This is a genomic window from Pseudoalteromonas sp. AWM4_233 (genome assembly GCF_056158285.1).
This window is the reverse complement of sequence record NZ_JBSWSZ010000001.1, coordinates 3,142,387-3,165,622: the sequence shown is the minus strand read 5'-3', so window position 1 is coordinate 3,165,622 and position 23,236 is coordinate 3,142,387. Positions and strand designations below refer to the sequence as shown.

Here is a 23,236-nt window from a genome sequence, read left to right as displayed (position 1 = left end):
ATGACAAAGAAGCACATTAATTTTGCCTATGGCTCGAATATGTCTACCTCTAGGCTATTTGCGCGTTTACCTAATGCAGAATTACTCGGTGTGGGCACTTTACATGCGTATCAGTTGACGTTTGATATGCTTTCTACCGACGGCTCAGCAAAGTGCAATATTGTGCCTGCAAAGCAGCGCGAGGTGTTTGTCCACGGTGTACTGTATGCGTTAGATGACCAAGAGCTTGCGAGATTAGATGCAATTGAAGGTGAAAGATACGACCGTGAAGCGGTGGAGATTGTGCGTCCATGCGGTGAAATACTCATCGCTCAAAGTTACATTGCGAATACGTTTATAGATACGCACCTGCCTTTTGACTGGTATGTCGAGCACGTTCTAAAAGGCGCGCAAGAGCATCAATTCAACTCTGATTATATAACTCAGATCTCAGCACAGGCATCGCAAAGTGATAGTAATCTAGAGCGCGCTGCTAGAGAATGGGCCATCCACAAATTATAAAAGAACAACAACAAGGGACATTATGAAACTCAAGGCATTATTTTCAGCCATGTGTTTAGTGGCTGCAACTAGCGGCTTCAATGCATTTGCACAACAAGTTAAGCCACAAGACGTGGAGCAAGCTGTCAACGACGCTATGTCGCAATTTAACATACCGGGTATTGCCATTGCAGTAGTAGAGAATGACAAAGTTGTGTTAGCAAAAGGCTTTGGAGTCCGTCACCTCGAGTCAAAAGCGCCAGTTAATGCGAATACGTTATTTGGTATTGCTTCTAACTCTAAAGCGTTTACCGCTGCGGCGTTGGCTATGCTGGTGGATGAGGGCAAAATTACTTGGGACGATAAAGTCATCAAGCATATTCCTGAGTTTAAATTACATGACTCATATGCCACTCGAGAAATGACTATCCGTGATTTACTCAGTCATCGCAGTGGTTTAGGGTTAGGCGCAGGTGACTTAATGATCTGGCCTGACACCAATAAATCAGTACCTGAGCTTATTGAGGGGATCAGCCATTTAAAACCGGTTTCGAGCTTTCGTAGTCAATACGCTTATAACAACTTGATGTTCGTGATGGCCGGTGAAGTTGTCGCGCGTGTAAGTAGTTTAAGCTGGCAAGAGTTTGTCGAGCAAAAAATGATGAAGCCGCTTGAAATGACCACGTCTCGTGCTGGTTTTTCTCGCATTGCTAAAGGCAATCAAAACTGGGCTACAGGTCATATTCCGATGGAAGGTAAACTAACGCCTTTCTTTGTGAACTATTTAGAAGATTTTCGTGGTGCAGGCGCCATTGCATCTAACGTCAATGAAATGAGCCAGTGGTTATTAACCCAGCTTGATGGCGGTAAAATGCCTAACGGAAAGCAATTGTTTAGCGCCGAGCAGCAAGTGCAAATGTGGCACCCACATATTATGCGTGTGGCGTCTAAAAGTGCCTTTGAAGCGTATCGTCAGCAGTTTAGAGGCTATGGCTTAGGTTGGTCGATTGAAGATTACAATGGCTTCAAAAAAGTCGGTCATGGTGGCGGTATATTAGGTATGGTGTCGCAGGTTGCGATGATCCCAGAGAAAAAGCTAGGTGTAGTGGTTTTATCTAACCAGCAAGCTTACCCTGCATTAACAGCCATTATTAATGAAGTATTTGAAGATGCGTTAGGTCTTGAAGAGCAAGACTATGTGACAAAAGCGGCTGAGCGCTTCCACAAAGGTAAAAAAGAAGCCTATACCAAAGCTGGAGCGGTGAAGCTTGAACAAGTACAACCAGCGTTAGCGGTACAAAATTATACAGGTACTTTAACCAGCGATTGGTATGGTGATGTGATTGTCGAGTATGTGGCTGATGAACTGCGTATTGATTTTACCCATACTAAAATGCTTAAAGGTAAACTAGAGCACCACTCTGGCAATACTTTTATTGTGCGTTGGGATGACGCATTATTAGAGGCAGACGCATACATTCATTTTGAAATGGATAAAGCACAGCAAGTAAAGTCAGCGAGTATGGAATATGTGAACCCGCATATTACCGACTTTAGTTTTGACTTCCACAATTTGGACTTAAAAGCCAAGCGCGCTGAATAGTTTTTAGCTGTAGCAGTTTTAGGCCTGATTAAGTTAACTTAGTCGGGCTTTTTTGTGTTTGGTTAAACTCCGTTTAGGTTATTCACTAGCACCAAAGTCGCAAAGGCGTTATAAAATAGTTTTGTTAAACTGAATGTGAATTTATCTTGGCAAGGACCCGTTATGCGTACCGCAGTTATCAGTCACCCTCATTGTCGTAAACATAAAATGATTGCAGATCACCCCGAGTGCCCAGAGCGTCTTGATGCGGTATCTGACCGATTATTGGCATCTGGACTGGATATTGCGGTGGCTCAAAAAAGTGCCCCTAAAGCAGAGTTAGAGCATATAGCATTGGTGCATGACAGAGCGTTAATAGATAAAGTGCTGACTTCAATTCCGCAAGAAGGATTGAGAGAGCTAGATGGTGATACTTGGCTATGCCCTGATTCGATGAAGGCTGTTGAGCGTGCGGTCGGAGCGGGTATATTAGCGGTTGATGAAATTCTAGCTGATAGCATTGATGCTGCATTTTGCAATGTCAGACCACCAGGCCACCATGCTAATCAGTCAACGTCTTCTGGCTTCTGTATCTTTAACAACGTTGCTATTGCTGCCGCTTATGCAAAACAGCAGGGTGTGAAACGTATCGCGATTCTAGATATTGACGTACACCATGGTAATGGCACCCAAGATATTTTTAGAGACGATAAAAACGTACTGTTTTGCTCATTGTTTCAGTATCCGTTTTACCCTAATACCGCCATTGAAAATACTGACACTGTTATTAACTCACCATTGGCGATAGCCAGTGATGGGGTTGATTTGAAGGCGCTATATTCACAGCAATGGGAGCCTACGTTAAGGGCGTTTAACCCCGAGCTAATCTTTATTAGTGCAGGCTTTGATGCTCACCTAGAAGATGATATGGGCAGCCTTAAATTCACTGAGGCGGATTATCAATGGCTAACGGAGCAGGTTGCTGAACTTGTTAAGCAACCAGAGTGTAAAGGGATTGTCTCTTACCTTGAAGGTGGTTATGCACTCTCTGCACTAGGTAGAAGTGCAGTGACGCACATTAAAGCCTTGGTTGAAGCTTAAGGCTTACTATTCAGAGCTCAGACTATTTAGTCTTGCCTGTAAATCTCACAGGCAAAATCATATAGATCTTGCAAAGAAGTGAAGCTTAGTTTCGCAATACAGCAATGACCGTCTTGCGCTAATTGCTGCTGCAGCTTTGTAGTTAACTTATCAAGGTTCACGTCAGTGCGCTGGCTTGACGCCAGGTTAAATGCCTCACCACTATTTTGAATATACATCGATCCCCTTTTCTGTTCCTCTGAGAGATAGAAAAGCGCATCAGACAGTGATGACTCACTTTCAATATACTCAATACTTTGTTCTGTTATGAGCAATAAAGGGAGTGCTTGAATAGTCAAAATTTGTCCTCAATCAAAGTTTGTTTCTTAGCCAATATTATACTGGCAAAGATTGACTCATTGCGAGGAGTGCTTAATGACATCTGAAAGTCGTCAACTAAAGGTCAAAGATATCTTTACCAACCAGCTGCTATCGTGTGATTTCAGCACCTCATTATTTAGTGCGGTAACAAAAATGCGTGCGCACAAAGTTAGCTCTATTTTTGTCACGGAAGAAGACAAAATTGTAGGTATCTGGACCGAATCAGATTGCGTTAAGCTCAACTTTTCACAGCAAGGCTTTCAGCAAACCCCTATTGGGGAATTGATGGCTACGCCAGTACAAAGCGTGCAAATTGATAAAAGCCTCAGTGAAGCTACCATCAAATTTCACCAATTAGGTATTCGTCATCTACTGGTTAAAGATGAGCATTTTGAGCCAGTTGGCGTAGTGTCATTGTCAGATATTGTGCGTAATCAGGGGTTAGATCATTACCTGCATTTTAGGCCAATAGAAGATCATTACGAAAAGAAGGTGACCATTTTAGATAGTAATGATTGCATCTCTAAAGTCATTGATGTGATGCGAATTAAGCAAGTTACAGCTGTGCTCATTCATAATATGTTTCTCGGTGAATATGGCATTATTACGCAAAGAGACATTGCTTATATGGTGCTTAACCCTGATTGGCGTATGCCATGCTGGGAGTTAGCCAGCTACCCAATGCAGTCAGTGGTTCCTAAAGACAGTTTGTTTGATGCTTACCGGTTAATGACTGCAAACTCTATTCGTCATTTAGTGGTCAAAGAGCCAACTACAGAGCAGGTTATTGGCTTGCTGGCATTAAAAAATGTCTTAACCGAAATTGAAACCGCATACTGTAGTGAACTCGAAAAAGTGCTCGCCCAACGCGACCTTGCGCTGCAAAAATCAGAGAAGAACCTCTACCTTGCGAATCGCATTATAGATGCGTCTCTAGATGGTATTATGATCACCAGAAGTTCAGGTGAAATTATTCAGATAAATCCTGCTTTTAGTGCCCTGACAGGCTACAAGGACTACGAAGTATTGGGCAAAACTCCCAATATTTTAAGCTCTGGTATTCATCCTCAGGAATACTATAAACAAATGTGGGATGAGTTAAATGAAAAAGGAGTATGGCAGGGGGAGGTTTGTAATCGTAAGAAAAATGGCGATATTTATGTAGAGTGGCTGACTATCATTGAAATCAACGAGCCTTATAGTGATGATGTGCTATACGCCGCTATTTTTAGTGACATTACAGAACGTAAAAATGCCGAAGAAAAAATTGTTCGCCTTGCCTATTTTGACGAATTAACAGGACTACCAAATCGTCGTTTGTTTAACGACCGGCTTTCGATGGCGCTTGCATCAGCGCACAGAGATAAACAAAAGCTATCAGTCATGTTTATTGATTTAGACCGTTTCAAAGAGGTCAACGATACCCTTGGTCACAGTGCTGGCGATGAACTACTTGTAAAAGTGAGTGAACGTATTAAAGGGCAGCTCAGAGAAGGCGACACATTAGCAAGACTCGGTGGTGATGAATTTGTAGTGTTACTGACTGAAGTAAAAGACTTGGCCGATGTGGTGTCGTTTGCCAATGATATTTTAGACTTGCTCGGGCAGCCATTTGAAATTAGCGGTATGAGTGTCGGGGCTACGGCATCTATAGGCGCGGCTGTGTACCCCGAAGATGGTTTAGACAGCGAATCTTTGCTTAAGCATGCTGATGTTGCTATGTACCGCTCTAAAGAGGTAGGGCGTAACTCTTTTCAGCTCTATAAAGCCTCTATGAATGCGCGTTCGTTAGAGCGTTTGTCGATGTTAAGCCGTTTTCAAAGCGCTTTAGAATGTAATGAATTTGAGCTTCACTACCAGCCAGTACAATGTTTAAACGAAGAGCACATTTCTAGTGTTGAGTGTTTACTTAGATGGCAAGATCCAAATTTAGGTATGATCTCACCAGCTCAATTTATTCCACTTGCTGAGGAGCTGGGTTTAATCACTAAATTGGACCAGTGGGTGATCAACCGGGCCTGTGAAAAAATGGCATTTTGGCGCCATCAAGGTATTCAACTGCAACGCATTGCGATCAATGTGTCGGCACAACATTTACATCAAGGTGAACTGGCTTTAACTGTGGCAAATGCCTTAGAGCGACATCAACTTCCGGGAAATTGCTTAGAAATAGAATTAACTGAAAGCAGCTTTATCAGTAATTTACAAGAAGCAAAGAGCGAGCTGAAAAAGCTAAAAGCGTTAGGGGTTTCGATTGCGCTAGATGATTTTGGCACTGGTTATTCAGCCCTGAGTTATTTAACTAAGTTACCTATTGACGTATTAAAAATCGATGCAAGCTTTACTGCGAAAGTCCCTGATGAATATGGCAATAGTGAGATTGTGACAGCAATTGTAGCTATGGCAAAAGCCTTAAAGTTGAAAGTAGTTGCTGAAGGGGTAGAGAAGCAAGTTCAAAAGGAGTTCTTAAAGCAGCTAGACTGCCATTACTTGCAAGGTTATTTGTTCTGTCGGCCTTTAAGTGAATCGCAATGGTTGAGCTTTTACCAAAAGCGTACAGGTTCAAATTTAGAGGCACCAATGCATTAAATGCATTGGTGCTTCATTCAACGAGTTAACTTACAGTGCTTCGAAAGCCACTTCGTAAGAGGTGAATTTACGAATGTTGATAACACCTTTTTCAAAGATTAAGTATTGACCTTTAATGCCTTCAAGTACGCCAGACACTTCAGGATCTTTGTCGAAGTTAAACGAGCTGATCTTGGTTGGGTATTCTGTCACAGGGAAATCTAAATCAACGACTTCTTCATCTAATTGTTCAATGGCGGTGGCACCAAACAATTCAGCCAGCTCATCTAATTTAGCCTGAATCTGAGGAATAAGCTCAGCAGCTGCAGCTTTTAAATCAACATCGACACTGACGCCTTTAAGCATATTGCGCCAATTGGTTTTGTCGGCAATGAACTCGGCTAAAGCGACTTCTACGAGACCTGACTGTAAGCGTGTTTGCACTTTAAAAATAGGCAGAGCTTGTGTCGCACCTTGGTCAATCCAGCGCGTAGGAATTTGTGTGTGGCGAGTAATACCGACTTTTAACCCAGATGTATTTGCAAGGTAAACATAGTGCGGGATCATGCAATTCGCTTCACCCCATTCAGGCTCGCGACAGGTACCTTGATCAAAATGACAGGTTTCAGGCTTCATAATACACATATCACAGCTAGCCAGTTTTTTCATACACACAAAGCAATGACCTTGTGAGTAACTTTTTTTGGTTTTTTTACCACAGCTGCAACAGAAAATATTACCTGTGAAAGTTAGCTTAATCGCTTTACCAAAATATTGGTTTAGATTAACCAATTCATCGCCTAGCGGAAGATGATATTGAATCGGTTGAGTGTGATCTGCTTTTAGTTTACGCAGTGTACCTTGCATCTTTACGCCCCTAAAGATGTGAAAATTTAAGTGCGCAGTCTAGCAAAGCTGGTGGAGAGATTATACCAATTTTATTAACTGACTAATCATTCTAGCGAGCTAAAAAGCCCACTAACTTCGTCTGAAATTTTTAATATAGAACAACTATATATCAAAATATCATCCTTGTTATTGAACTTTTTCCGGTAACCGGTTTTCTGTCGCAATAATAGGCCAGAAATTTAATGCAATTGGTATGAGAAAGGCCCTATAAAGGGCCTTTAATCATCTAAATAGATGTGAGATTACTGTTCGCGAGCAATGGCGCGATAAGCGATATCAGTACGGAACTCAACGCCGTCCCAATTGATTTCGTTTACCAGTGCATACGCGCGTTTTTGCGCTTCAGTCACAGTGTGACCAAGTGCAGTTGCACAAAGTACACGACCACCGGCTGTTACAACGTTTTCGCCGTCTTGTTTAGTACCTGCGTGGAATACTTTCTCGCCTTCAGCGTAATCAACACGAAGACCTGAGATAGCATCACCTTTTGGATAGCTACCTGGGTAACCTTTCGCTGCAAGTACCACACCTACCGCTGCACGTGAATCGAACTTAATTTCAGTTTGATCTAGCTCTTCACGGTTTGCCGCTTGAATTAGCTCGACTAAGTCAGACTGTAAACGAAGCATGATAGGTTGAGTTTCAGGATCACCGAAACGACAGTTATACTCGATTACCTTAGGTGTACCGTCAGCTGTGATCATCAGACCTGCGTATAGGAAACCTGTGTAAGGAGCACCTTCACTAGCCATACCTTCAACCGTTGGGTTGATCACTTCGTTCATGATGCGCTCATGAATGTCAGCGGTTACAACCGGTGCAGGGGAGTAAGCACCCATACCACCCGTGTTAGGACCTTGGTCGCCATTGTATGCACGTTTGTGGTCTTGGCTTGTTGCAAATGGCAGCACGTTTTTACCGTCAACCATGACGATAAAAGAGGCTTCTTCACCTTCAAGGAATTCTTCGATAACTACACGACTACCTGCTTCACCAAATGCATTTCCAGCAAGCATATCGCGGATTGCTTCTTCCGCTTCTGCTTCAGTCATTGCAACGATCACACCTTTACCTGCAGCAAGGCCATCAGCCTTAACAACAATCGGTGCACCTTTTTCTTTTAGATAAGCAAGTGCAGGTTCGATTTGTTCAAACGTTTGATATTCCGCAGTTGGAATATCATGGCGTGCTAAGAAGTCTTTTGTGAACGACTTAGAGCCTTCTAGTTGTGCTGCTGCCGCTGTTGGGCCGAAGATAGCTAGACCTTCTTCACGGAAGCGGTCAACCACACCAATTACTAATGGTGCTTCAGGGCCAACAATGGTTAGCTCGACGTTGTTGTCTTTTGCAAATGTAACAAGTGCATCTAGGTCTTCAACACCAATCGCTACATTTTCTAACTTAGGCTCTAGTGCTGTGCCTGCATTACCAGGTGCAACAAAAACGGTTCTTACAGAAGGGTTTTGAGCGGCTTTAAACGCAAGCGCGTGTTCACGGCCGCCACTGCCAATGACTAGTACATTCATGGCGTATTTATCCTATTATAACTTTTTGAATTTTAGGGTCATGCGATCGCTTTCCCCAATTGCCTTATACTGCTCAGCTTTTTCTTCACCTAAAGCTAAACGTGGTGGCAATGTCCAAACACCTCTCGGGTGATTAGCGCTATCAAGTGGGTTAGCGTTAATTTCGCTTGCTTCTACCAATTCAAAACCTGCTTTTTTAGCAACTTCGATAACATAGCTTTGCTTCATATACCCTGATGACTTTTGGTCTTCGTCGGCACGGTGTTCTGGTAAACGGTGTTCAACAACACCTAAGATACCACCCGTTTTAAGCGCTTTATTAAATGCTTTAAATGCACTTAAAGTGCTGTCTTCGCCACCACGCATGTACCAATTGTGTACATTACGGAACGTTAAAACCATGTCAGCAGAGCCTGCAGGGGCAATGTCTGAGTGAGTGACCGGTGCAAACTCGGTAATTTTTACTTCGCTAAAGCGTGTATCTTCAGCCACTTTCTGTTTAAAGCCAGCCAGTGAGCGCTGGTAATAACCTACTTTTGAATCTGCAGGGAAGTGCGCTGCATAGAAAGTACCTTGGCCTTTAACAGCAGGTGCTAAGATCTCTGAATACCAACCACCACCAGGCGCAATTTCAACCACTGTCATATTTGGCTTAAGGCCAAAAAATTCAAGAGTTTGTGCAGGGCGACGGTATTGGTCACGGGCGCGGTTCTTATCAGAGCGAGCATTATCAGCAACTGCCGATGTTAACTGTGCAGAGCTAGATGATGAAGATGAACCTGTTGCAGAACAACCAGCAATAGCAGTTACAATGCTAGCAGCAAGAAGTGTTTTTAAACCAAATTTCATTTTTTATGTCCTTCACTTTGAGTGTGTTTTAAGCAGACTACTTGAAATTGGGAGAAAGAAAAAGCGCGAAACGATGAATGTTTCGCGCATCTCGATTAGTGACGGAAGTGGCGCATGCCAGTAAATACCATCGCCATACCAGCTTCGTCAGCTGCCGCGATAACTTCTTCGTCACGCATTGAACCACCTGGTTGAATAACTGCAGTGATCCCAGCTTCAGCAGCGGCATCAATACCGTCTCGGAATGGGAAGAATGCGTCAGAAGCCATAACAGAACCTTTTACTTCTAGGTTCTCATCAGCCGCTTTTATACCAGCAATCTTCGCAGAGTAAACGCGGCTCATTTGACCTGCGCCTACACCAATTGTCATACCGTCTTTTGCGTATACAATTGCGTTTGATTTAACGAACTTAGCGACTTTCCAGCAGAACATTAAATCTTTTAGTTCTTGTTCAGTAGGCTGGCGCTTAGACACCACTTTAAGGTCACCCATTTCAACCATGCCTTGGTCACGGTCTTGTACTAAGATGCCGCCGTTAACACGCTTGATGTCAGCTTGCGTCGTTTTGCTTGACCATTCGCCGCACTCAAGAAGACGTACGTTCTTCTTAGCTGCAACGATTTGCGTCGCTTCAGCAGAGATACTTGGTGCGATGATCACTTCAACGAATTGACGTGACACAATCGCTTCCGCTGTGTTTGCATCTAGTTCACGGTTGAATGCAATGATGCCACCGAATGCAGAGGTAGGGTCTGTTTTGAAAGCACGGTCGTAAGCAGCAAGAATGTCTTCGTCTACAGCTACGCCACATGGGTTAGCGTGCTTAACGATAACACAAGCTGGCTTGTCGAACTCTTTTACACACTCAAGTGCTGCGTCAGTGTCAGCGATGTTGTTGTAAGAAAGGGCTTTACCTTGTAGTTGCTTTGCAGTTGCAACTGATGCTTCTTCAAGGTTGTTTTCAACATAGAAAGCAGCATCTTGATGAGAGTTTTCACCGTAACGCATATCTTGCTTTTTAGTGAATTGCATGTTAATAGTACGAGGGAATTTAGTCTCAACAGCGGCTTCTTCAGTGTAATCAGGCACCATTTTACCGAAGTAGTTGGCAATCATACCGTCGTATTGTGCTGTGTGCTCGTATGCTGCAATCGCAAGGTCAAAACGTGTTTGGTACGTCGTAGAACCTTCGTTTGCTTGCATGTCAGCAATAACACGGTCGTAATCTGATGCGTTTACAACAATTGTCACGTCTTTGTGGTTTTTCGCTGCAGCACGAACCATAGTTGGGCCACCGATGTCGATGTTTTCAATCGCATCTTCTAAAGTACAACCTTCTTTTGCAACAGTTTGTGCAAACGGGTAAAGGTTAACAACAACCATATCGATAGCTGAAATGTTGTTTTCTTCCATCACGCCTTCGTCTTGGCCGCGACGACCTAAGATCCCGCCATGTACTTTCGGGTGAAGGGTTTTTACTCGGCCATCCATAATTTCTGGGTGACCTGTGTAGTCAGATACTTCCGTGGCAGCAATGCCGTTCTCTGTTAGTAGTTTAAACGTACCGCCAGTTGAAAGTACTTCTACGCCTTGTGCACTTAGTGCGCGGGCAAATTCAACAATACCGGTTTTATCTGACACGCTTAGTAGCGCGCGACGAATTGGACGATGTATATCCATGATGGTTTGGGTTTCCTCAATGATTACTTAAGGGCTAGCTTAGAAGTGCGCTATTTTAGCCTAAAACGAATGAGAAAACGATTAAAAAGGCAGAGAAGAGGGTGAGAAAAACTGAATTTATGCTGTTGGTATTTTGCACAAAGTGTGTTTGTTTGAAATTTAACTGTTAGTGTATTGAAGCGCTAAACTGTTAAAATTTAGGCAATAAAAAAGCACCCTAAGGCGCTTTTTTATATTAAGCATTAAGCAGAAACTGAAATTAGTTCATGCCGTACTTTTTAAGTTTCTTACGAAGAGTACCACGGTTGATACCTAGTAAGATCGCAGCACGAGTTTGGTTACCACGAGTATACGTCATTACTTCTTCTAAAAGTGGTGCTTCAAGCTCAGAAAGAACAAGATCGTAAACGTCTTGTACGTCTTGACCGTTAAGCTGTTTTAAATAGTGGTGTACAGCTTTTTTTACTGCATCGCGCAAAGGTTGCGGTTTCTCTTGTGACTGAACGTGAGCGTTAGTAATAAATGGAGAAGTCACATTTTGTTCGAACATCTTTATGTCTCTTTCTTAGTTAGCTGCTAGTGTTTTAAAGTATTGCTCTAATGCCTCGATCTGCTCATTGGGCGTTTCAAGGGCATTAAATACTCGCCTAAATTGACCTTCTTGGTCATGGGCCTGCAAATACCAAGATACATGTTTGCGTGCGATGCGCGCTCCCATCGGCTCCCCATAGAATTGATGAAGGTTTACTAAGTGCTCCATCAATATGCTTTGCACTTCAGATAATTCTGGTGCAGGCATATGCTCTCCGGTTCGCAAATAATGGTCTATCTCTCGGAAAATCCAAGGACGACCTTGGGCGGCTCGACCAATCATAATGGCATCTGCGCCCGTATATTCCAGTACCTGCTTCGCTTTCTCTGGAGAGGTAATGTCTCCATTGGCAACCACAGGAATTGATATTGAACGTTTAATATCCCGAATAGTGGCATATTCAGCTTCCCCTTTGTACATGCAAGCACGTGTGCGACCATGCACAGCCAAAGAAGCAATTCCATTACGTTCAGCTATCTTTGCAATCTCAACACCATTGCGGTTATCTGTATCCCAGCCAGTACGGATCTTTAATGTCACCGGTACATCAACGGCTGCGACAACTGCCTGAACAATTTCTTCAACCAGTTGTGGATACTGCAACAATGCAGAGCCTGCTAATTTCTTATTCACTTTCTTAGCGGGGCAGCCCATATTGATATCTATGATCTGCGCACCGTTATCTACATTGAACTGAGCTGCCTGTGCCATCAACTCAGGATCGGCACCTGCAATTTGTACAGAGCGAATACCAGACTCACCAGAATGATCCATACGGTTCATCGATTTATCTGTTTTCCATACTTTTGGATTTGAAGACATCATTTCTGACACCGCAAGACCGGCACCCATTCGACGACATAGTTGTCTGAATGGTCTATCAGTGATCCCAGCCATCGGGGCTACAATCAAGTTGTTTTCAAGTTGGTATGGACCTATACGCACTGCTATCCAAATCTGCCTCGTTTCAAGGGGCGCTAAGTTTACGGTTTTTTTTGAAAAAATCAAAGGCTAATAATTGAACATTATTGCTTTTTTTTTGAACTTTATATCTTGACTTTTGATAACAGTTTGAAGGGGCTTTCTTATTGGGGGATTTTTGAGCAAAAACAGCATGTATGAAGAAAAATAATTTAGGTCATGAAAGTGAAAAAATCGTAAAGCCTGTTAAACACAGGCTTTAGCTGTTACAAGTTACTAACTCTACAGACAGGGTATTTTGTTTAACTTGCTTTCATTTGACCACTTACGCGCGTCCATTCTCCTTCTTGAGCAGTGGCTTCAAGGTCAATAAATGGCGCATAAACATCGGCAACAGATTGTGCTTGCTCTTCTAAAATACCTGACATGGCAATTGCACCTGTTGGCTTTAAGAAGCCCAGAATGATTTCATGCAGTTCACGAAGTGGCTGAGCAAGGATATTTGCTACCACAATATCAGCATGAAACTCCGGTTGGTTTTCAGGTAGATATACTTCAAGCTGGTCGGCTACGCCGTTACGCTCTGCATTATCTTTAGAAGCAATCAATGCTTGCGGGTCAATATCAATACCAATCACGCGTTCAGCACCAAGTTTGATTGCAGCAATGCCCAAAATACCTGAGCCACAACCAAAATCGACCACTGTTTTACCCGTCAAATCTTGGCTTTCTAGCCATTTTAAACAAAGGGCGGTTGTTGCATGTGTACCAGTACCAAATGCAAGGCCTGGATCTAGCAGTACGTTAACGGCATCTGGTTCTGGAATATCACGCCAGCTAGGGCAGATCCAAAGTCGTTCACCAAATTTGATTGGGTGGAAGTTATCCATCCATTCGCGTTCCCAGTCTTTGTCTTCTAGCTGTTCTATTTTGTAAGTAAGCGTATCAGCAACATTGGCTTTTAGATACGCGACAACCACGTCCATATCGTGTGCAGCATCGAACAGACCAATCACCATGGTTTCTGGCCATAAGATGACTTCGCCCGGCTTTGGTTCGTATACCGGAGTATTACTGCCGTCCATAAAAGTGACTGATGGACAGCCTACGTCTAAAAGTAAATCACTGATTTGGTCAGCGCTTTCTTTGTTAGCGTGAATGCGAATTTGGATCCAAGCCATGGGTATTCCTAAATAATAAGTTAATAAAAAGGCCGCTTATAGCGGCCTTCAAAATAAGTTTTTTATTCTTAGCCTTTAACGTCTAAGAAGCTCTTTAATAAGTCAGAGCGTGAAGGGTGGCGAAGCTTACGAAGTGCTTTAGCTTCAATCTGACGAATACGCTCACGTGTTACGTCAAACTGTTTACCTACCTCTTCTAATGTGTGGTCAGTATTCATATCGATACCGAAACGCATACGAAGTACTTTTGCTTCACGAGCTGTTAAGCCTGCTAACACTTCGTTCGTTGCGCCACGAAGACTTTCCATCGTTGCTGAATCAATCGGAGACTCAATTGTCGTGTCTTCGATGAAATCACCTAAGTGCGAATCTTCATCATCACCAATTGGTGTTTCCATTGAGATTGGCTCTTTCGCAATCTTCAATACCTTACGGATCTTGTCTTCTGGCATCATCATGCGCTCTGCCAGCTCTTCAGGACTTGGCTCGCGACCCATTTCTTGGAGCATCTGACGAGAAATACGATTTAGTTTGTTAATCGTTTCAATCATATGTACAGGAATACGGATTGTGCGTGCTTGGTCAGCGATAGAACGTGTAATTGCCTGACGGATCCACCAAGTCGCATAAGTTGAGAACTTATAACCACGGCGGTATTCGAACTTATCAACTGCTTTCATTAGACCAATGTTACCTTCTTGGATAAGATCCAAGAATTGTAGGCCTCGGTTGGTGTATTTTTTCGCAATTGAAATTACAAGACGTAAGTTCGCTTCAACCATTTCTTTTTTCGCACGGCGAGCTTTAGCTTCACCAATACTCATACGACGGTTGATGTCTTTGATACGCTCAATTGTTAAACCTGTGCTTTCTTCGATCGCTTTAAGTTTGTTGATACAGCGCTCTACTTCAGGCTTAACGTCTTGTAATTTGACTGAATACTTTTCGTTAGCCGCAATTTCTGCGTCAACCCAAGCCATATCAGTTTCGTTGTTAGCAAAATGCTTAACAAAAGTCTTCTTCGGTACCTTAGCGATTTGTACCACTTGCTTCATGACAATACGTTCTTGAACACGTACTTTGTCCATCATTTCACGCATGTTATTAACCATGCGGTCGAATTGCTTAGGTACTAGTTTGAAAGTACGGAAGTGGTCACCAATTTCAGTGATAGCAACTTGCGCATCAGGATGAGCACGACCTTTTGTTTCAAAGATAACGCGTGCAGCATTATAAAGCTCACGAAGCTTTTCGAAGTTTTCGCGTGCTTCTTCAGGATCTGGACCTGTATCTGCTTCTTCTTCGTCTTCGTCATCATCACCATCATCATCTTCATCAGCTAAGTCTTCGTCACTTAGTTCAGAACCGATGTGTGTGGCAGAGATTTGAGTTTCTTCAGCATCAGGATCAAAGAAACCAGAAATAATATCGCTAAGGCGAATTTCTTCAGCTTCAAATTTATCCCATTGCTCAAGCAGATAAGTGATGGCTTCTGGGTACTCAGCAACTGAGATTTGTACTTGGTTGATACCTTCTTCAATACGTTTAGCGATTTCGATTTCGCCTTCACGCGTAAGTAGTTCAACAGTACCCATTTCACGCATGTACATGCGTACCGGATCGGTAGTACGACCGATTTCTTTTTCCACAGTTGCAAGTGCGGCAGCGGCTGCTTCAGCAGCATCTTCGTCTGTCGTAGTTTCTTGCATCATTAGTTCATCGGCATCTGGTGCATTTTCAGCAACCTTAATACCCATGTCATTGATCATACTAATGATGTCTTCTACTTGATCTGAATCTATGATGTCCTGTGGAAGGTGATCGTTAACTTCTGCAAACGTTAAGTAACCTTGTTCTTTACCTTTCTGAATCAGAAGTTTGAGTTGTGACTGAGGAGATTGATCCATAGAGAATTATGCTTCCACTCTGATAAGTTGATACAACAGGCGCTAGCACTACAGCATTTTAAGCTAGACGCACGTGAATAGAACATTATAACAGCAATGATTAATGTTCGCTAGTCATTCTAACGTTTAAGTGCCTGAGTTAATAACGCAAGCTCGAGTTTTTCGTCTCTACTTAAACAGTCGGTCTTGTCTTTTATTAATAAGGTCTCGTGTCGGTAATTTAAACACTGGTTTTCAATAAACTGGAAAGAATCTTTAAAATAATCTTCCAGCTTTTCATCAGCGACACCATGTTGCCAAACAGCCAGTTTTTTCAATGCGTCAAACTCAGGTGTATCTCGGTATTGCTCGAGTAGCTGTGCCGTCGTTATGTCATTATTTTGCAAACATAGATGCTGTATGTTGAGTAGCAGTTTAATGCCGGGAATGGCCATTTCGGCAAGTTCAGGCATGTATTCAACACTAGCTGCGAGCTTTGGGTGCTGTAATAATAAACCAATAGCACCACGCATAGGTGTTACTTTGAACTTTCTTTCTATTGAAAGTTGCTCGTTTGGGTTATCGACTTTTTTAGCGAGCTGCTCTTTGGTTCGACCGATCAGCTTTGCCAATGTTTCTAGCAGGTTTTCTTGATAGAACTCACTGGGGACTTTAGAAATAAGCGGTAATGCATCGCTCATTAACTTGGCTTTTCCAGAGTCGGAAGTGACATCGCAATTTTCTAGTAACTTGCGAAACAGTACTTTGGAAAAATCCTCAGCTTGATCTAAGCGAGATTCAAATGCATCTTTGCCTTCTTTTTGCACCAGTGAATCAGGGTCTTCACCATCCGGTAAAAAAACAAAGCGCAAAGATTTGCCATCTTTCAGATTACTTAACGCATTTTCGAGTGCCCGCCAAGCCGCATCGCGACCCGCTCTATCACCGTCATAACAACAAATAACTAAATCGGTTGTTCTGAATAGAGTCTGCATATGCTCTGGGGTTGTTGCTGTTCCAAGTGCCGCTACTGCGTAACTTATGCCTTGTTCGGCTAATGCCACAACATCCATGTAGCCTTCAACAATGAGCATTTTCTCAAGCTTACTATTTGCTTGCTTTGCTTCATATAAGCCATACAACTCAAGACTTTTGTGGAAAATACGCGTTTCAGGCGAGTTCAAATACTTAGGGCCTTGATCATCCCCCATAACACGTCCGCCAAAAGCAACGACACGGCCACGCTTATCTCGAATAGGGAACATCAACCTATTACGGAAGAAGTCGAATTGTTTGCCTGGTGTTTTTTCGGATGCGAGTTTTAACTCGAGTAGTTGTTGCTTTTGTGCTGGATTGCGAGCAAGTTGATCACCTAATGCATTCCATTCGTCAGGGGCATAACCAATGAGGTATTTTTGAACCGTTTCACCTGATAAGCCTCTACCTTTAACATAATCGATTACTTGCGTGGCATTTTTATGGTGTTTCAACTGGTGCTGAAAGAATTTTGCAGTTTGCAACATTAAGTCATAATCAGACTTTTTCTCTTGCATGCTGCGTTCAGGTTTACCTGAACCTTGCTCACGTGGTACTTCTAGGTTTAAAAGTGCAGCGAGTTCTTCAATGGCATCAACAAACTCGAGTTTGTCGTAGTCCATCATAAATGAAATAGCGTTACCGTTAGCGCCACAACCAAAGCAGTGGTAAAACTGTTTATCTCTAGAGACAGTGAATGAGGGAGTTTTCTCGTTATGAAAAGGGCAGCATGCTTGGTAATCTTTGCCCGCTTTTTTTAGGCCAATACGATTATCAATCAGGTCAACAATATCGGTTCTATCGAGCAGTTCGTCGATAAATTGTCTGGGAATTTTTCCTGCCATAAATACTCTAGAGCTTATACGAAGAAACCGAGCGCATGGCTCGGTTTACTTAAACATACTATCAGTATGAGGGATTATGCGCTTAATCTTTGCTTAATTAAACCAGAAACTTTGCCTAAATCGGCTTTGCCTTCAGCTTTTGCTTTGATTAAACCCATAACTTTACCCATGTCTTGCATACCTGCTGCGCCTGATTCGGCGATTGCAGCATCAATCAAAGCTAAAATTTCTTCTTCAGTTAAAGGCTGAGGTAAGAAAGCTTCAAGCGCTTCAATTTCATTGGCTTCAATTTCGGCTAAATCATCACGACCCGCATCTTTATACTGGGTGTATGAATCACGGCGTTGCTTAACTAACTTAACTAAAACTGAGGTAATACCTGCATCATCTAGTGTCGTTTTATTGTCAATTTCACGCTGCTTGATTTCAGCAAGAACCATACGAATTGCACCAAGGCGAACCTTGTCTTTTGCTTTCATAGATTCTTTTTGTGCGTCTTTTAGCTGTGTTAAAAGGCTCATTTATACAAGACCCAAAACGGATTAGTATAATTTAACGCGACGCGCGTTTTCGCGAGAAAGCTTCTTCATGTGACGCTTTACTGCAGCAGCTTTTTTACGCTTACGCTCAGCTGTTGGCTTTTCATAGTGCTCGCGACGACGAACTTCTGAAAGGATACCTGCTTTTTCACATGAACGCTTGAAACGACGAAGTGCTACGTCAAACGGTTCGTTCTCTCTTACTTTAATTACTGGCATTAAAAATTCACCTACCTAATTTATGAGCTAAGCTCATCTGATCAAATAATGACCACGTGGTTCAAAAATGGTGCGGTATTGTAAGCTGAAGCATTACCGCGTGTAAAGACTAAATTTTAGCAAATTACTTAGCATTTTCTTAATTTCGCTGATAAAGCCTGCAAAGTACTTGTCCTGCTTGTTTTTCTTTTAATACTTGCCAATTCTCAGGTGCATCAAAAGTACATTCTTTTTCGACTTCAACATAGATTAATGCCTCATCAGCAAGCCAGTCATTCTGTTCGAGTAAGTGGCAGCTTGGTTCGGCAAGCCCTTTTCTAAAAGGCGGATCAACGAAAACCAAATTAAACTTATCACCTTGATTTTCAATAGTTAAGTGCTCAATGGCACTCGTGTTTATTATGTTTGTGTTATCTAGTTTTAAGGTGCTAGCATTGTTTTTTAATTGTTCAGCGGCTTTCTTATTTAATTCGATAAAGGTTGCATGTGCTGCAAATCGTGATAAACATTCAAACCCCAAGCCGCCAGACCCTGCAAAGCAATCTAGTACATTGGCACCTCTGGTATCTTGCATTAACCAGTTAAACACCGTTTCTTTGACTCTATCAGTCGTTGGGCGCAACCCTTCTAAATCATTAACAGGTAACTTTCGGCCGCGAAATTGGCCACTAATGATCCTAATGAAGCCATTATTGTTGGTTCGTTGAGGAGCTGATTTTTTTCTCATGCTTTTTGACATCAAACTGATTGTTATTTGGTGCTTAAATTAACCTAGGCAGCATTTTTACTACCTAGTGTTACGTGATACACTGGGCAAAGTTTTCAGTACAACTCTTATTAGCTAACGAAAAGCTTTGTTCTACCAGAGTGAGTTAGTTTATCAGACTTTATCTATATGGTATTTAGCGGGTATGGGAAAAAAGAATAAATTTCTGTCTTGGTTAGGTTTTGGCAAAAAAGACGAAGAGCAACAAAAGGCTCAACAAGCAGAAGAGCAGGCGCGATTAGAAGCTGAGAAGTTAGCACAAGAAAAAGCCGAGCGTGAAGAAGCAGAGCGTTTAGTACGTGAAGCAGAAGCGGCTGAGCAAGCGCGTTTAGAAGCAGAAAGGTTAGAACAAGAACGCATTGCTAAAGAACAAGCCGAGCGTGAAGAAGCAGAGCGTTTAGCACGTGAAACAGAAGTGGCTGAGCAAGCGCGTCTAGAAGCAGAAAGGCTAGAACAAGAACGCATTGCTAAAGAACAAGCCGAACGTGAAGAAGCAGAGCGTTTAGCACGTGAAGCAGAAGCGGCTGAGCAAGCACGTTTAGAAGCTGAAAGACTAGAACAAGAACGCATTGCTAAAGAACAAGCCGAACTTGAACAAGCCGAACTTGAAGAAGCAGAACGTTTAGCACGTGAAGCAGAAGCGGCCGAGCAAGCACGTTTAGAAGCTGAAAGACTAGAGCAAGAGCGTATTGCTAAAGAACAAGTTGAACGTGAAGAAGCAGAACGCTTATCGCGTGAAGCACAAGCGGCTGAGCAAGCGCGTTTAGAAGCTGAAAAGCTAGAACAGGAACGCATTGCTAAAGAACAAGCCGAACGTGAAGAATCAGAGCGCTTATCGCGAGAAGCAGAAGCGGCTGAGCAGGCACGTTTAGAAGCTGAAAGACTAGAGCAAGAACGTATTGCTAAAGAACAAGCCGAGCGTGAAGAGGCAGAGCGTTTAGCGCGTGAAGCAGAAGCGGCTGAGCAGGCACGTTTAGAAGCTGAAAGACTAGAGCAAGAACGTATTGCTAAAGAACAAGCCGAGCGTGAAGAGGCAGAGCGCTTAGCGCGTGAAGCAGAAGCGGCTGAGCAAGCGCGTTTAGAAGCTGAAAGATTAGAGCAAGAACGTATTGCAAAAGAACAAGCCGAACGTGAAGAAGCAGAGCGCTTAGCGCGTGAAGCAGAAGCGGCTGAACAAGCTCGTTTAGAAGCTGAAATGCTAGAGCAAGAACGTATTGCAAAAGAACAAGCCGAACGTGAAGAAGCAGAGCGTTTAGCTCGTGAAGCAGAAGCGGCAGAGCAAGCACGTTTAGAAGCAGAAAAACTAGCTGAAGAAAAAGCCAAAGCGGAAAAGCCTAAAAAAGAAGGTTTCTTCTCTCGCCTTAAAAAAGGTCTTTTAAAGACAAAAGCAAATATTGGCTCTGGCTTTGCTTCTATCTTTAAAGGAAAGAAAATTGATGATGACCTTTTTGAGGATCTAGAAACGCAACTGCTTACTGCTGATTTAGGTGTTGATACCACCATGAAGCTGATCGACAACCTAACAGATGCCGCTGACAGGAAGCAGCTTAAAGATGGTGAAGCGCTTTACGACTTAATGAAGCAAGAAATGGCAGAAATGCTAAAAGTTGCAGAGAAGCCATTAGAAATTAATTCGGATAAAAAACCATTTGTGATTTTAATGGTGGGCGTAAACGGTGTTGGTAAAACAACGACAATAGGTAAGCTTGCAAAGCAGTTTCAGCAAGAGGGCAAGTCAGTGATGTTGGCGGCTGGTGATACTTTCCGTGCAGCAGCTGTTGAGCAGCTTCAAGTTTGGGGTGAACGTAACGATATTCCAGTCGTTGCTCAGCATACAGGTGCTGATAGTGCATCAGTGGTATTTGATGCTTTCCAAGCTGCAAAAGCACGTAATGTTGATGTGTTAATTGCCGATACTGCGGGTCGTCTTCAGAATAAAGACAACTTAATGCAAGAGCTTGAAAAAATTGCGCGCGTTATGAAAAAGTTAGACCCTGATGCGCCGCATGAAGTCATGCTAACCATAGATGCGGGTACTGGTCAAAATGCCATCAGCCAAGTTAACCTATTTAATAAAGCGGTCGGCTTAACAGGTATCACTTTAACTAAGCTAGATGGTACCGCGAAAGGTGGTGTTATCTTTGCTGTTGCCGATAAGTTCCAGATCCCTATTCGTTATATTGGCGTAGGTGAAGGCATTGATGACTTGAGAACTTTCAAGAGTGATGATTTTATCGAGGCACTATTTAGCCAAGACGATTAACAAAGGAATAAAAGGGAGTGTTTACTCCCTTTTTGGTCTCAAAATAATAAAAGATAGTGAAGGCCTGACATGATCCGATTTGAAAATGTAAGTAAAACTTATCCTGGTGGTCATAGAGCGTTAGAAAAAGTCAGTTTTGAATTAGCTGATGGTGAGTTAGCGTTTTTAACTGGCCACAGTGGAGCTGGTAAAAGTACGCTGCTAAAGCTTATTAGCGTCATGGAAAGGCCTTCAGCGGGTCATGTATACATTAATGGCGTTAACTTAAACGTTGTGAAAAATCGACAAATACCCTACGTACGCCGTGATATTGGGATTATTTTTCAAAACCATCGACTGTTAGATAGATATAACGTGTTTGATAATGTGGCGCTGCCATTAGTGATTGAAGGGATGCACCACAAAAATATCACCAAACGTGTTCATGCTGCGTTAGATAAAGTGGGACTTTTAAATAAAGTAAAATGTCAGCCCAGTACTTTATCTGGCGGTGAGCAACAACGTGTCGGGATTGCGCGTGCTATCGTAAACTCTCCGCCTTTATTACTTGCAGATGAGCCAACGGGCAACTTAGATCCAGAATTATCAATGGAAATTCTCAAGCTGTTCGAAGATTTCAATCGTCATGGCACTGCTGTATTAATCGCGACCCATGATTTGGGGTTAATCGCTAGAATGAAGTATAAGAGCCTCACTTTGGATCATGGTCGCTTAATCACAGATCCACTGGCGCAGGAGGTGCTATGAGTTTACTTTTTAAAAGCCGTAACTCTCAAGGCGGTAGTAATAACCGAAACGGCATTAGCGCACTGTATTTTTCTCTTCTGAACTTTATTCGCCAAGGCATAAATAGTTTAGGCGAAATGTGGCGAACGCCAATCGCCTCTTTAATGACTATTTTGGTATTAGGGTTGAGCTTAACCTTACCAGCGACTTTATATGTGGTCGTGAAAAACGTACAACAGGTGAGCAGTGGGTTTAGTGATGCTGCTGAAATATCTTTATTTGTAAAAGAAGAGCTTAATGATGCACAAACGCAGACATTGGTAAAACGTTTAGCACTTTATCCAGAGATCGAAAGCGTCAGCTATATTTCGAAGTCTCAAGCTCTAAAAGAATTTAAACAGGTTTCAGGCTTTGGACAGGCGTTAGATTACTTAGATGAAAACCCATTGCCGAATGTGGTTCTAGTGACGCCAACCGTGCGCTATAGAAAACCACAAGCAGCCCAGCAGCTCCTGACTAAACTTGAAGCTGAGAGAGAGGTCGAATTCGGTAAGTTAGATATTGCCTGGTTAGAGCGCTTGAACGCACTTTTAAGCCTTTTAAAAGAAAGTGTATTTACAGTGGGTTTATTACTACTCAGTGCAGTGATACTTATTATAGGTAATACCATTCGCTTATCTATTATGGACAAGAAAGAAGAGATCCAAGTTTTAAAACTGGTTGGTGCAACGAATGCTTTTATTCATACGCCATTTATCTGGACAGGTATATGGTATGGCGTAATAGGTGGATTTGTCGCATTCATGAGTGTGGTCATGATGCTATGGTGGCTAGAGTCAGCAGTGGTTATGGTTGCAGGTGTGTATCAAAGTAATTTTGTATTAACCGGCTTAAATGGCAACGAGCTGTTAATTTTGCTTTCACTGGCAATTGGACTTGGCTTTAGTGGTTCTTATATTTCAGTCAGAAAATATATTAAAGACATAGAACCAGACAAAGTTTAATTGAAGATAAATAGAGAGTGCTAAAATTAGCACTCTCAGCAATTTTTATGAACTTAACTGTCATTTATCTGTCATATCATTTCGTTAAATTCACAACTTGAAACACTTTTAAATTTATTTCAATAATCACTTTTTTATATTTATCAATGGTTTATTTTTTTAATTCCAAAATTGAATAAAACTTCTTGCAATTAAGAACAGA

The 23,236-nt window shown here is 42.4% G+C and carries 20 protein-coding genes; 7 read left to right on the top strand and 13 right to left on the bottom strand.

Going from position 1 to position 23,236, the window contains the following annotated elements:
* The 3 genes from ACXAC4_RS14330 to ACXAC4_RS14320 all read left to right on the top strand — a co-directional run bounded on the left by ACXAC4_RS14330 (position 1) and on the right by ACXAC4_RS14320 (position 3,163).
* Positions 1-501, top strand: coding sequence for a gamma-glutamylcyclotransferase family protein (locus ACXAC4_RS14330; protein ID WP_475162760.1), 501 nt, complete (start codon positions 1-3; stop codon positions 499-501).
* A 22-nt stretch (positions 502-523) separates the two neighbouring features.
* Entirely contained in the window at positions 524-2,083 is a 1,560-nt protein-coding gene (locus ACXAC4_RS14325) for a serine hydrolase (RefSeq protein WP_475162759.1), read from the top strand.
* 162 nt (positions 2,084-2,245) lie between these two features.
* Positions 2,246-3,163: a histone deacetylase family protein gene (locus ACXAC4_RS14320; RefSeq protein ID WP_475162757.1), complete on the top strand. Its 918-nt coding sequence runs from the start codon at positions 2,246-2,248 to the stop codon at positions 3,161-3,163.
* Between the two features lie 26 nt (positions 3,164-3,189).
* Here the strand turns inward: ACXAC4_RS14320 and ACXAC4_RS14315 are convergent, their stop codons facing one another.
* Complete coding sequence (locus tag ACXAC4_RS14315; RefSeq protein ID WP_475162755.1) at positions 3,190-3,501, bottom strand: hypothetical protein; 312 nt, start codon at positions 3,499-3,501, stop codon at positions 3,190-3,192.
* A gap of 76 nt (positions 3,502-3,577) precedes the next feature.
* Here ACXAC4_RS14315 and ACXAC4_RS14310 point away from each other — a divergent pair, with 76 nt between their 5' ends.
* Positions 3,578-6,112, top strand: a complete 2,535-nt coding sequence (locus ACXAC4_RS14310; RefSeq protein WP_475162752.1) for an EAL domain-containing protein — start codon at positions 3,578-3,580, stop codon at positions 6,110-6,112.
* A 30-nt stretch (positions 6,113-6,142) separates the two neighbouring features.
* Here the strand turns inward: ACXAC4_RS14310 and ACXAC4_RS14305 are convergent, their stop codons facing one another.
* The 12 genes from ACXAC4_RS14305 to rsmD all read right to left on the bottom strand — a co-directional run bounded on the left by ACXAC4_RS14305 (position 6,143) and on the right by rsmD (position 19,002).
* The gene (locus tag ACXAC4_RS14305) at positions 6,143-6,958 is read right to left on the bottom strand and encodes a DUF2797 domain-containing protein (protein WP_475162750.1); all 816 of its coding nucleotides are present in this window, start codon (positions 6,956-6,958) and stop codon (positions 6,143-6,145) included.
* Positions 6,959-7,242: 284 nt separating this feature from the next.
* Positions 7,243-8,526 (bottom strand): phosphoribosylamine--glycine ligase, encoded by a 1,284-nt coding sequence (purD, locus tag ACXAC4_RS14300; protein ID WP_475162749.1) that lies wholly within the window; start codon positions 8,524-8,526, stop codon positions 7,243-7,245.
* 15 nt (positions 8,527-8,541) lie between these two features.
* Positions 8,542-9,375, bottom strand: a complete 834-nt coding sequence (locus ACXAC4_RS14295) for a class I SAM-dependent methyltransferase (protein ID WP_475162745.1) — start codon at positions 9,373-9,375, stop codon at positions 8,542-8,544.
* Between the two features lie 95 nt (positions 9,376-9,470).
* The gene (gene purH / locus ACXAC4_RS14290; RefSeq protein ID WP_058030955.1) at positions 9,471-11,057 is read right to left on the bottom strand and encodes a bifunctional phosphoribosylaminoimidazolecarboxamide formyltransferase/IMP cyclohydrolase; all 1,587 of its coding nucleotides are present in this window, start codon (positions 11,055-11,057) and stop codon (positions 9,471-9,473) included.
* Positions 11,058-11,316: 259 nt separating this feature from the next.
* Positions 11,317-11,607: a DNA-binding transcriptional regulator Fis gene (gene fis / locus ACXAC4_RS14285; protein WP_005491017.1), complete on the bottom strand. Its 291-nt coding sequence runs from the start codon at positions 11,605-11,607 to the stop codon at positions 11,317-11,319.
* A gap of 15 nt (positions 11,608-11,622) precedes the next feature.
* Positions 11,623-12,594, bottom strand: a complete 972-nt coding sequence (gene dusB / locus ACXAC4_RS14280) for a tRNA dihydrouridine synthase DusB (protein WP_421963408.1) — start codon at positions 12,592-12,594, stop codon at positions 11,623-11,625.
* 278 nt (positions 12,595-12,872) lie between these two features.
* Positions 12,873-13,751: a 50S ribosomal protein L11 methyltransferase gene (gene prmA / locus ACXAC4_RS14275; RefSeq protein WP_475162741.1), complete on the bottom strand. Its 879-nt coding sequence runs from the start codon at positions 13,749-13,751 to the stop codon at positions 12,873-12,875.
* 68 nt (positions 13,752-13,819) lie between these two features.
* On the bottom strand, positions 13,820-15,658 hold the full coding sequence (rpoD, locus tag ACXAC4_RS14270) for an RNA polymerase sigma factor RpoD (RefSeq protein ID WP_421963406.1): 1,839 nt from the start codon (positions 15,656-15,658) through the stop codon (positions 13,820-13,822).
* A gap of 119 nt (positions 15,659-15,777) precedes the next feature.
* Positions 15,778-17,517 (bottom strand): DNA primase, encoded by a 1,740-nt coding sequence (gene dnaG, locus ACXAC4_RS14265; RefSeq protein ID WP_475162735.1) that lies wholly within the window; start codon positions 17,515-17,517, stop codon positions 15,778-15,780.
* A 74-nt stretch (positions 17,518-17,591) separates the two neighbouring features.
* Complete coding sequence (locus tag ACXAC4_RS14260; protein WP_058030950.1) at positions 17,592-18,038, bottom strand: GatB/YqeY domain-containing protein; 447 nt, start codon at positions 18,036-18,038, stop codon at positions 17,592-17,594.
* 21 nt (positions 18,039-18,059) lie between these two features.
* On the bottom strand, positions 18,060-18,275 hold the full coding sequence (gene rpsU / locus ACXAC4_RS14255; protein ID WP_010362466.1) for a 30S ribosomal protein S21: 216 nt from the start codon (positions 18,273-18,275) through the stop codon (positions 18,060-18,062).
* A 139-nt stretch (positions 18,276-18,414) separates the two neighbouring features.
* Positions 18,415-19,002, bottom strand: a complete 588-nt coding sequence (rsmD, locus tag ACXAC4_RS14250; RefSeq protein WP_475162730.1) for a 16S rRNA (guanine(966)-N(2))-methyltransferase RsmD — start codon at positions 19,000-19,002, stop codon at positions 18,415-18,417.
* 184 nt (positions 19,003-19,186) lie between these two features.
* On the opposite strand from rsmD, the gene ftsY reads away from it, so the two are divergent.
* The 3 genes from ftsY (at position 19,187) to ftsX (ending at position 23,034) form a co-directional block, all read left to right on the top strand.
* The gene (gene ftsY, locus ACXAC4_RS14245; RefSeq protein WP_475164140.1) at positions 19,187-21,304 is read left to right on the top strand and encodes a signal recognition particle-docking protein FtsY; all 2,118 of its coding nucleotides are present in this window, start codon (positions 19,187-19,189) and stop codon (positions 21,302-21,304) included.
* A 69-nt stretch (positions 21,305-21,373) separates the two neighbouring features.
* Complete coding sequence (gene ftsE, locus ACXAC4_RS14240; protein WP_475162727.1) at positions 21,374-22,051, top strand: cell division ATP-binding protein FtsE; 678 nt, start codon at positions 21,374-21,376, stop codon at positions 22,049-22,051.
* Positions 22,048-23,034: a permease-like cell division protein FtsX gene (gene ftsX, locus ACXAC4_RS14235; RefSeq protein ID WP_475162725.1), complete on the top strand. Its 987-nt coding sequence runs from the start codon at positions 22,048-22,050 to the stop codon at positions 23,032-23,034. The genes ftsE and ftsX overlap by 4 nt, the downstream gene beginning before the upstream one ends.
* Positions 23,035-23,236: the final 202 nt, after the last annotated feature.

What these genes read in the sequence shown, in the direction of transcription:
- ftsY (WP_475164140.1), top strand. Translation starts at nt 19,187, where the DNA reads ATGGGAAAAAAGAATAAATTTCTGTCTTGGTTAGGTTTTGGCAAAAAA.
- rpoD (WP_421963406.1), bottom strand. Translation starts at nt 15,658, where the DNA reads ATGGATCAATCTCCTCAGTCACAACTCAAACTTCTGATTCAGAAAGGT.
- ftsE (WP_475162727.1), top strand. Translation starts at nt 21,374, where the DNA reads ATGATCCGATTTGAAAATGTAAGTAAAACTTATCCTGGTGGTCATAGA.
- ACXAC4_RS14295 (WP_475162745.1), bottom strand. Translation starts at nt 9,375, where the DNA reads ATGAAATTTGGTTTAAAAACACTTCTTGCTGCTAGCATTGTAACTGCT.
- ftsX (WP_475162725.1), top strand. Translation starts at nt 22,048, where the DNA reads ATGAGTTTACTTTTTAAAAGCCGTAACTCTCAAGGCGGTAGTAATAAC.
- purH (WP_058030955.1), bottom strand. Translation starts at nt 11,057, where the DNA reads ATGGATATACATCGTCCAATTCGTCGCGCGCTACTAAGCGTGTCAGAT.
- purD (WP_475162749.1), bottom strand. Translation starts at nt 8,526, where the DNA reads ATGAATGTACTAGTCATTGGCAGTGGCGGCCGTGAACACGCGCTTGCG.
- ACXAC4_RS14330 (WP_475162760.1), top strand. Translation starts at nt 1, where the DNA reads ATGACAAAGAAGCACATTAATTTTGCCTATGGCTCGAATATGTCTACC.
- ACXAC4_RS14305 (WP_475162750.1), bottom strand. Translation starts at nt 6,958, where the DNA reads ATGCAAGGTACACTGCGTAAACTAAAAGCAGATCACACTCAACCGATT.
- fis (WP_005491017.1), bottom strand. Translation starts at nt 11,607, where the DNA reads ATGTTCGAACAAAATGTGACTTCTCCATTTATTACTAACGCTCACGTT.
- ACXAC4_RS14325 (WP_475162759.1), top strand. Translation starts at nt 524, where the DNA reads ATGAAACTCAAGGCATTATTTTCAGCCATGTGTTTAGTGGCTGCAACT.
- rsmD (WP_475162730.1), bottom strand. Translation starts at nt 19,002, where the DNA reads ATGAGAAAAAAATCAGCTCCTCAACGAACCAACAATAATGGCTTCATT.
- prmA (WP_475162741.1), bottom strand. Translation starts at nt 13,751, where the DNA reads ATGGCTTGGATCCAAATTCGCATTCACGCTAACAAAGAAAGCGCTGAC.
- dnaG (WP_475162735.1), bottom strand. Translation starts at nt 17,517, where the DNA reads ATGGCAGGAAAAATTCCCAGACAATTTATCGACGAACTGCTCGATAGA.
- ACXAC4_RS14320 (WP_475162757.1), top strand. Translation starts at nt 2,246, where the DNA reads ATGCGTACCGCAGTTATCAGTCACCCTCATTGTCGTAAACATAAAATG.
- rpsU (WP_010362466.1), bottom strand. Translation starts at nt 18,275, where the DNA reads ATGCCAGTAATTAAAGTAAGAGAGAACGAACCGTTTGACGTAGCACTT.
- ACXAC4_RS14260 (WP_058030950.1), bottom strand. Translation starts at nt 18,038, where the DNA reads ATGAGCCTTTTAACACAGCTAAAAGACGCACAAAAAGAATCTATGAAA.
- ACXAC4_RS14310 (WP_475162752.1), top strand. Translation starts at nt 3,578, where the DNA reads ATGACATCTGAAAGTCGTCAACTAAAGGTCAAAGATATCTTTACCAAC.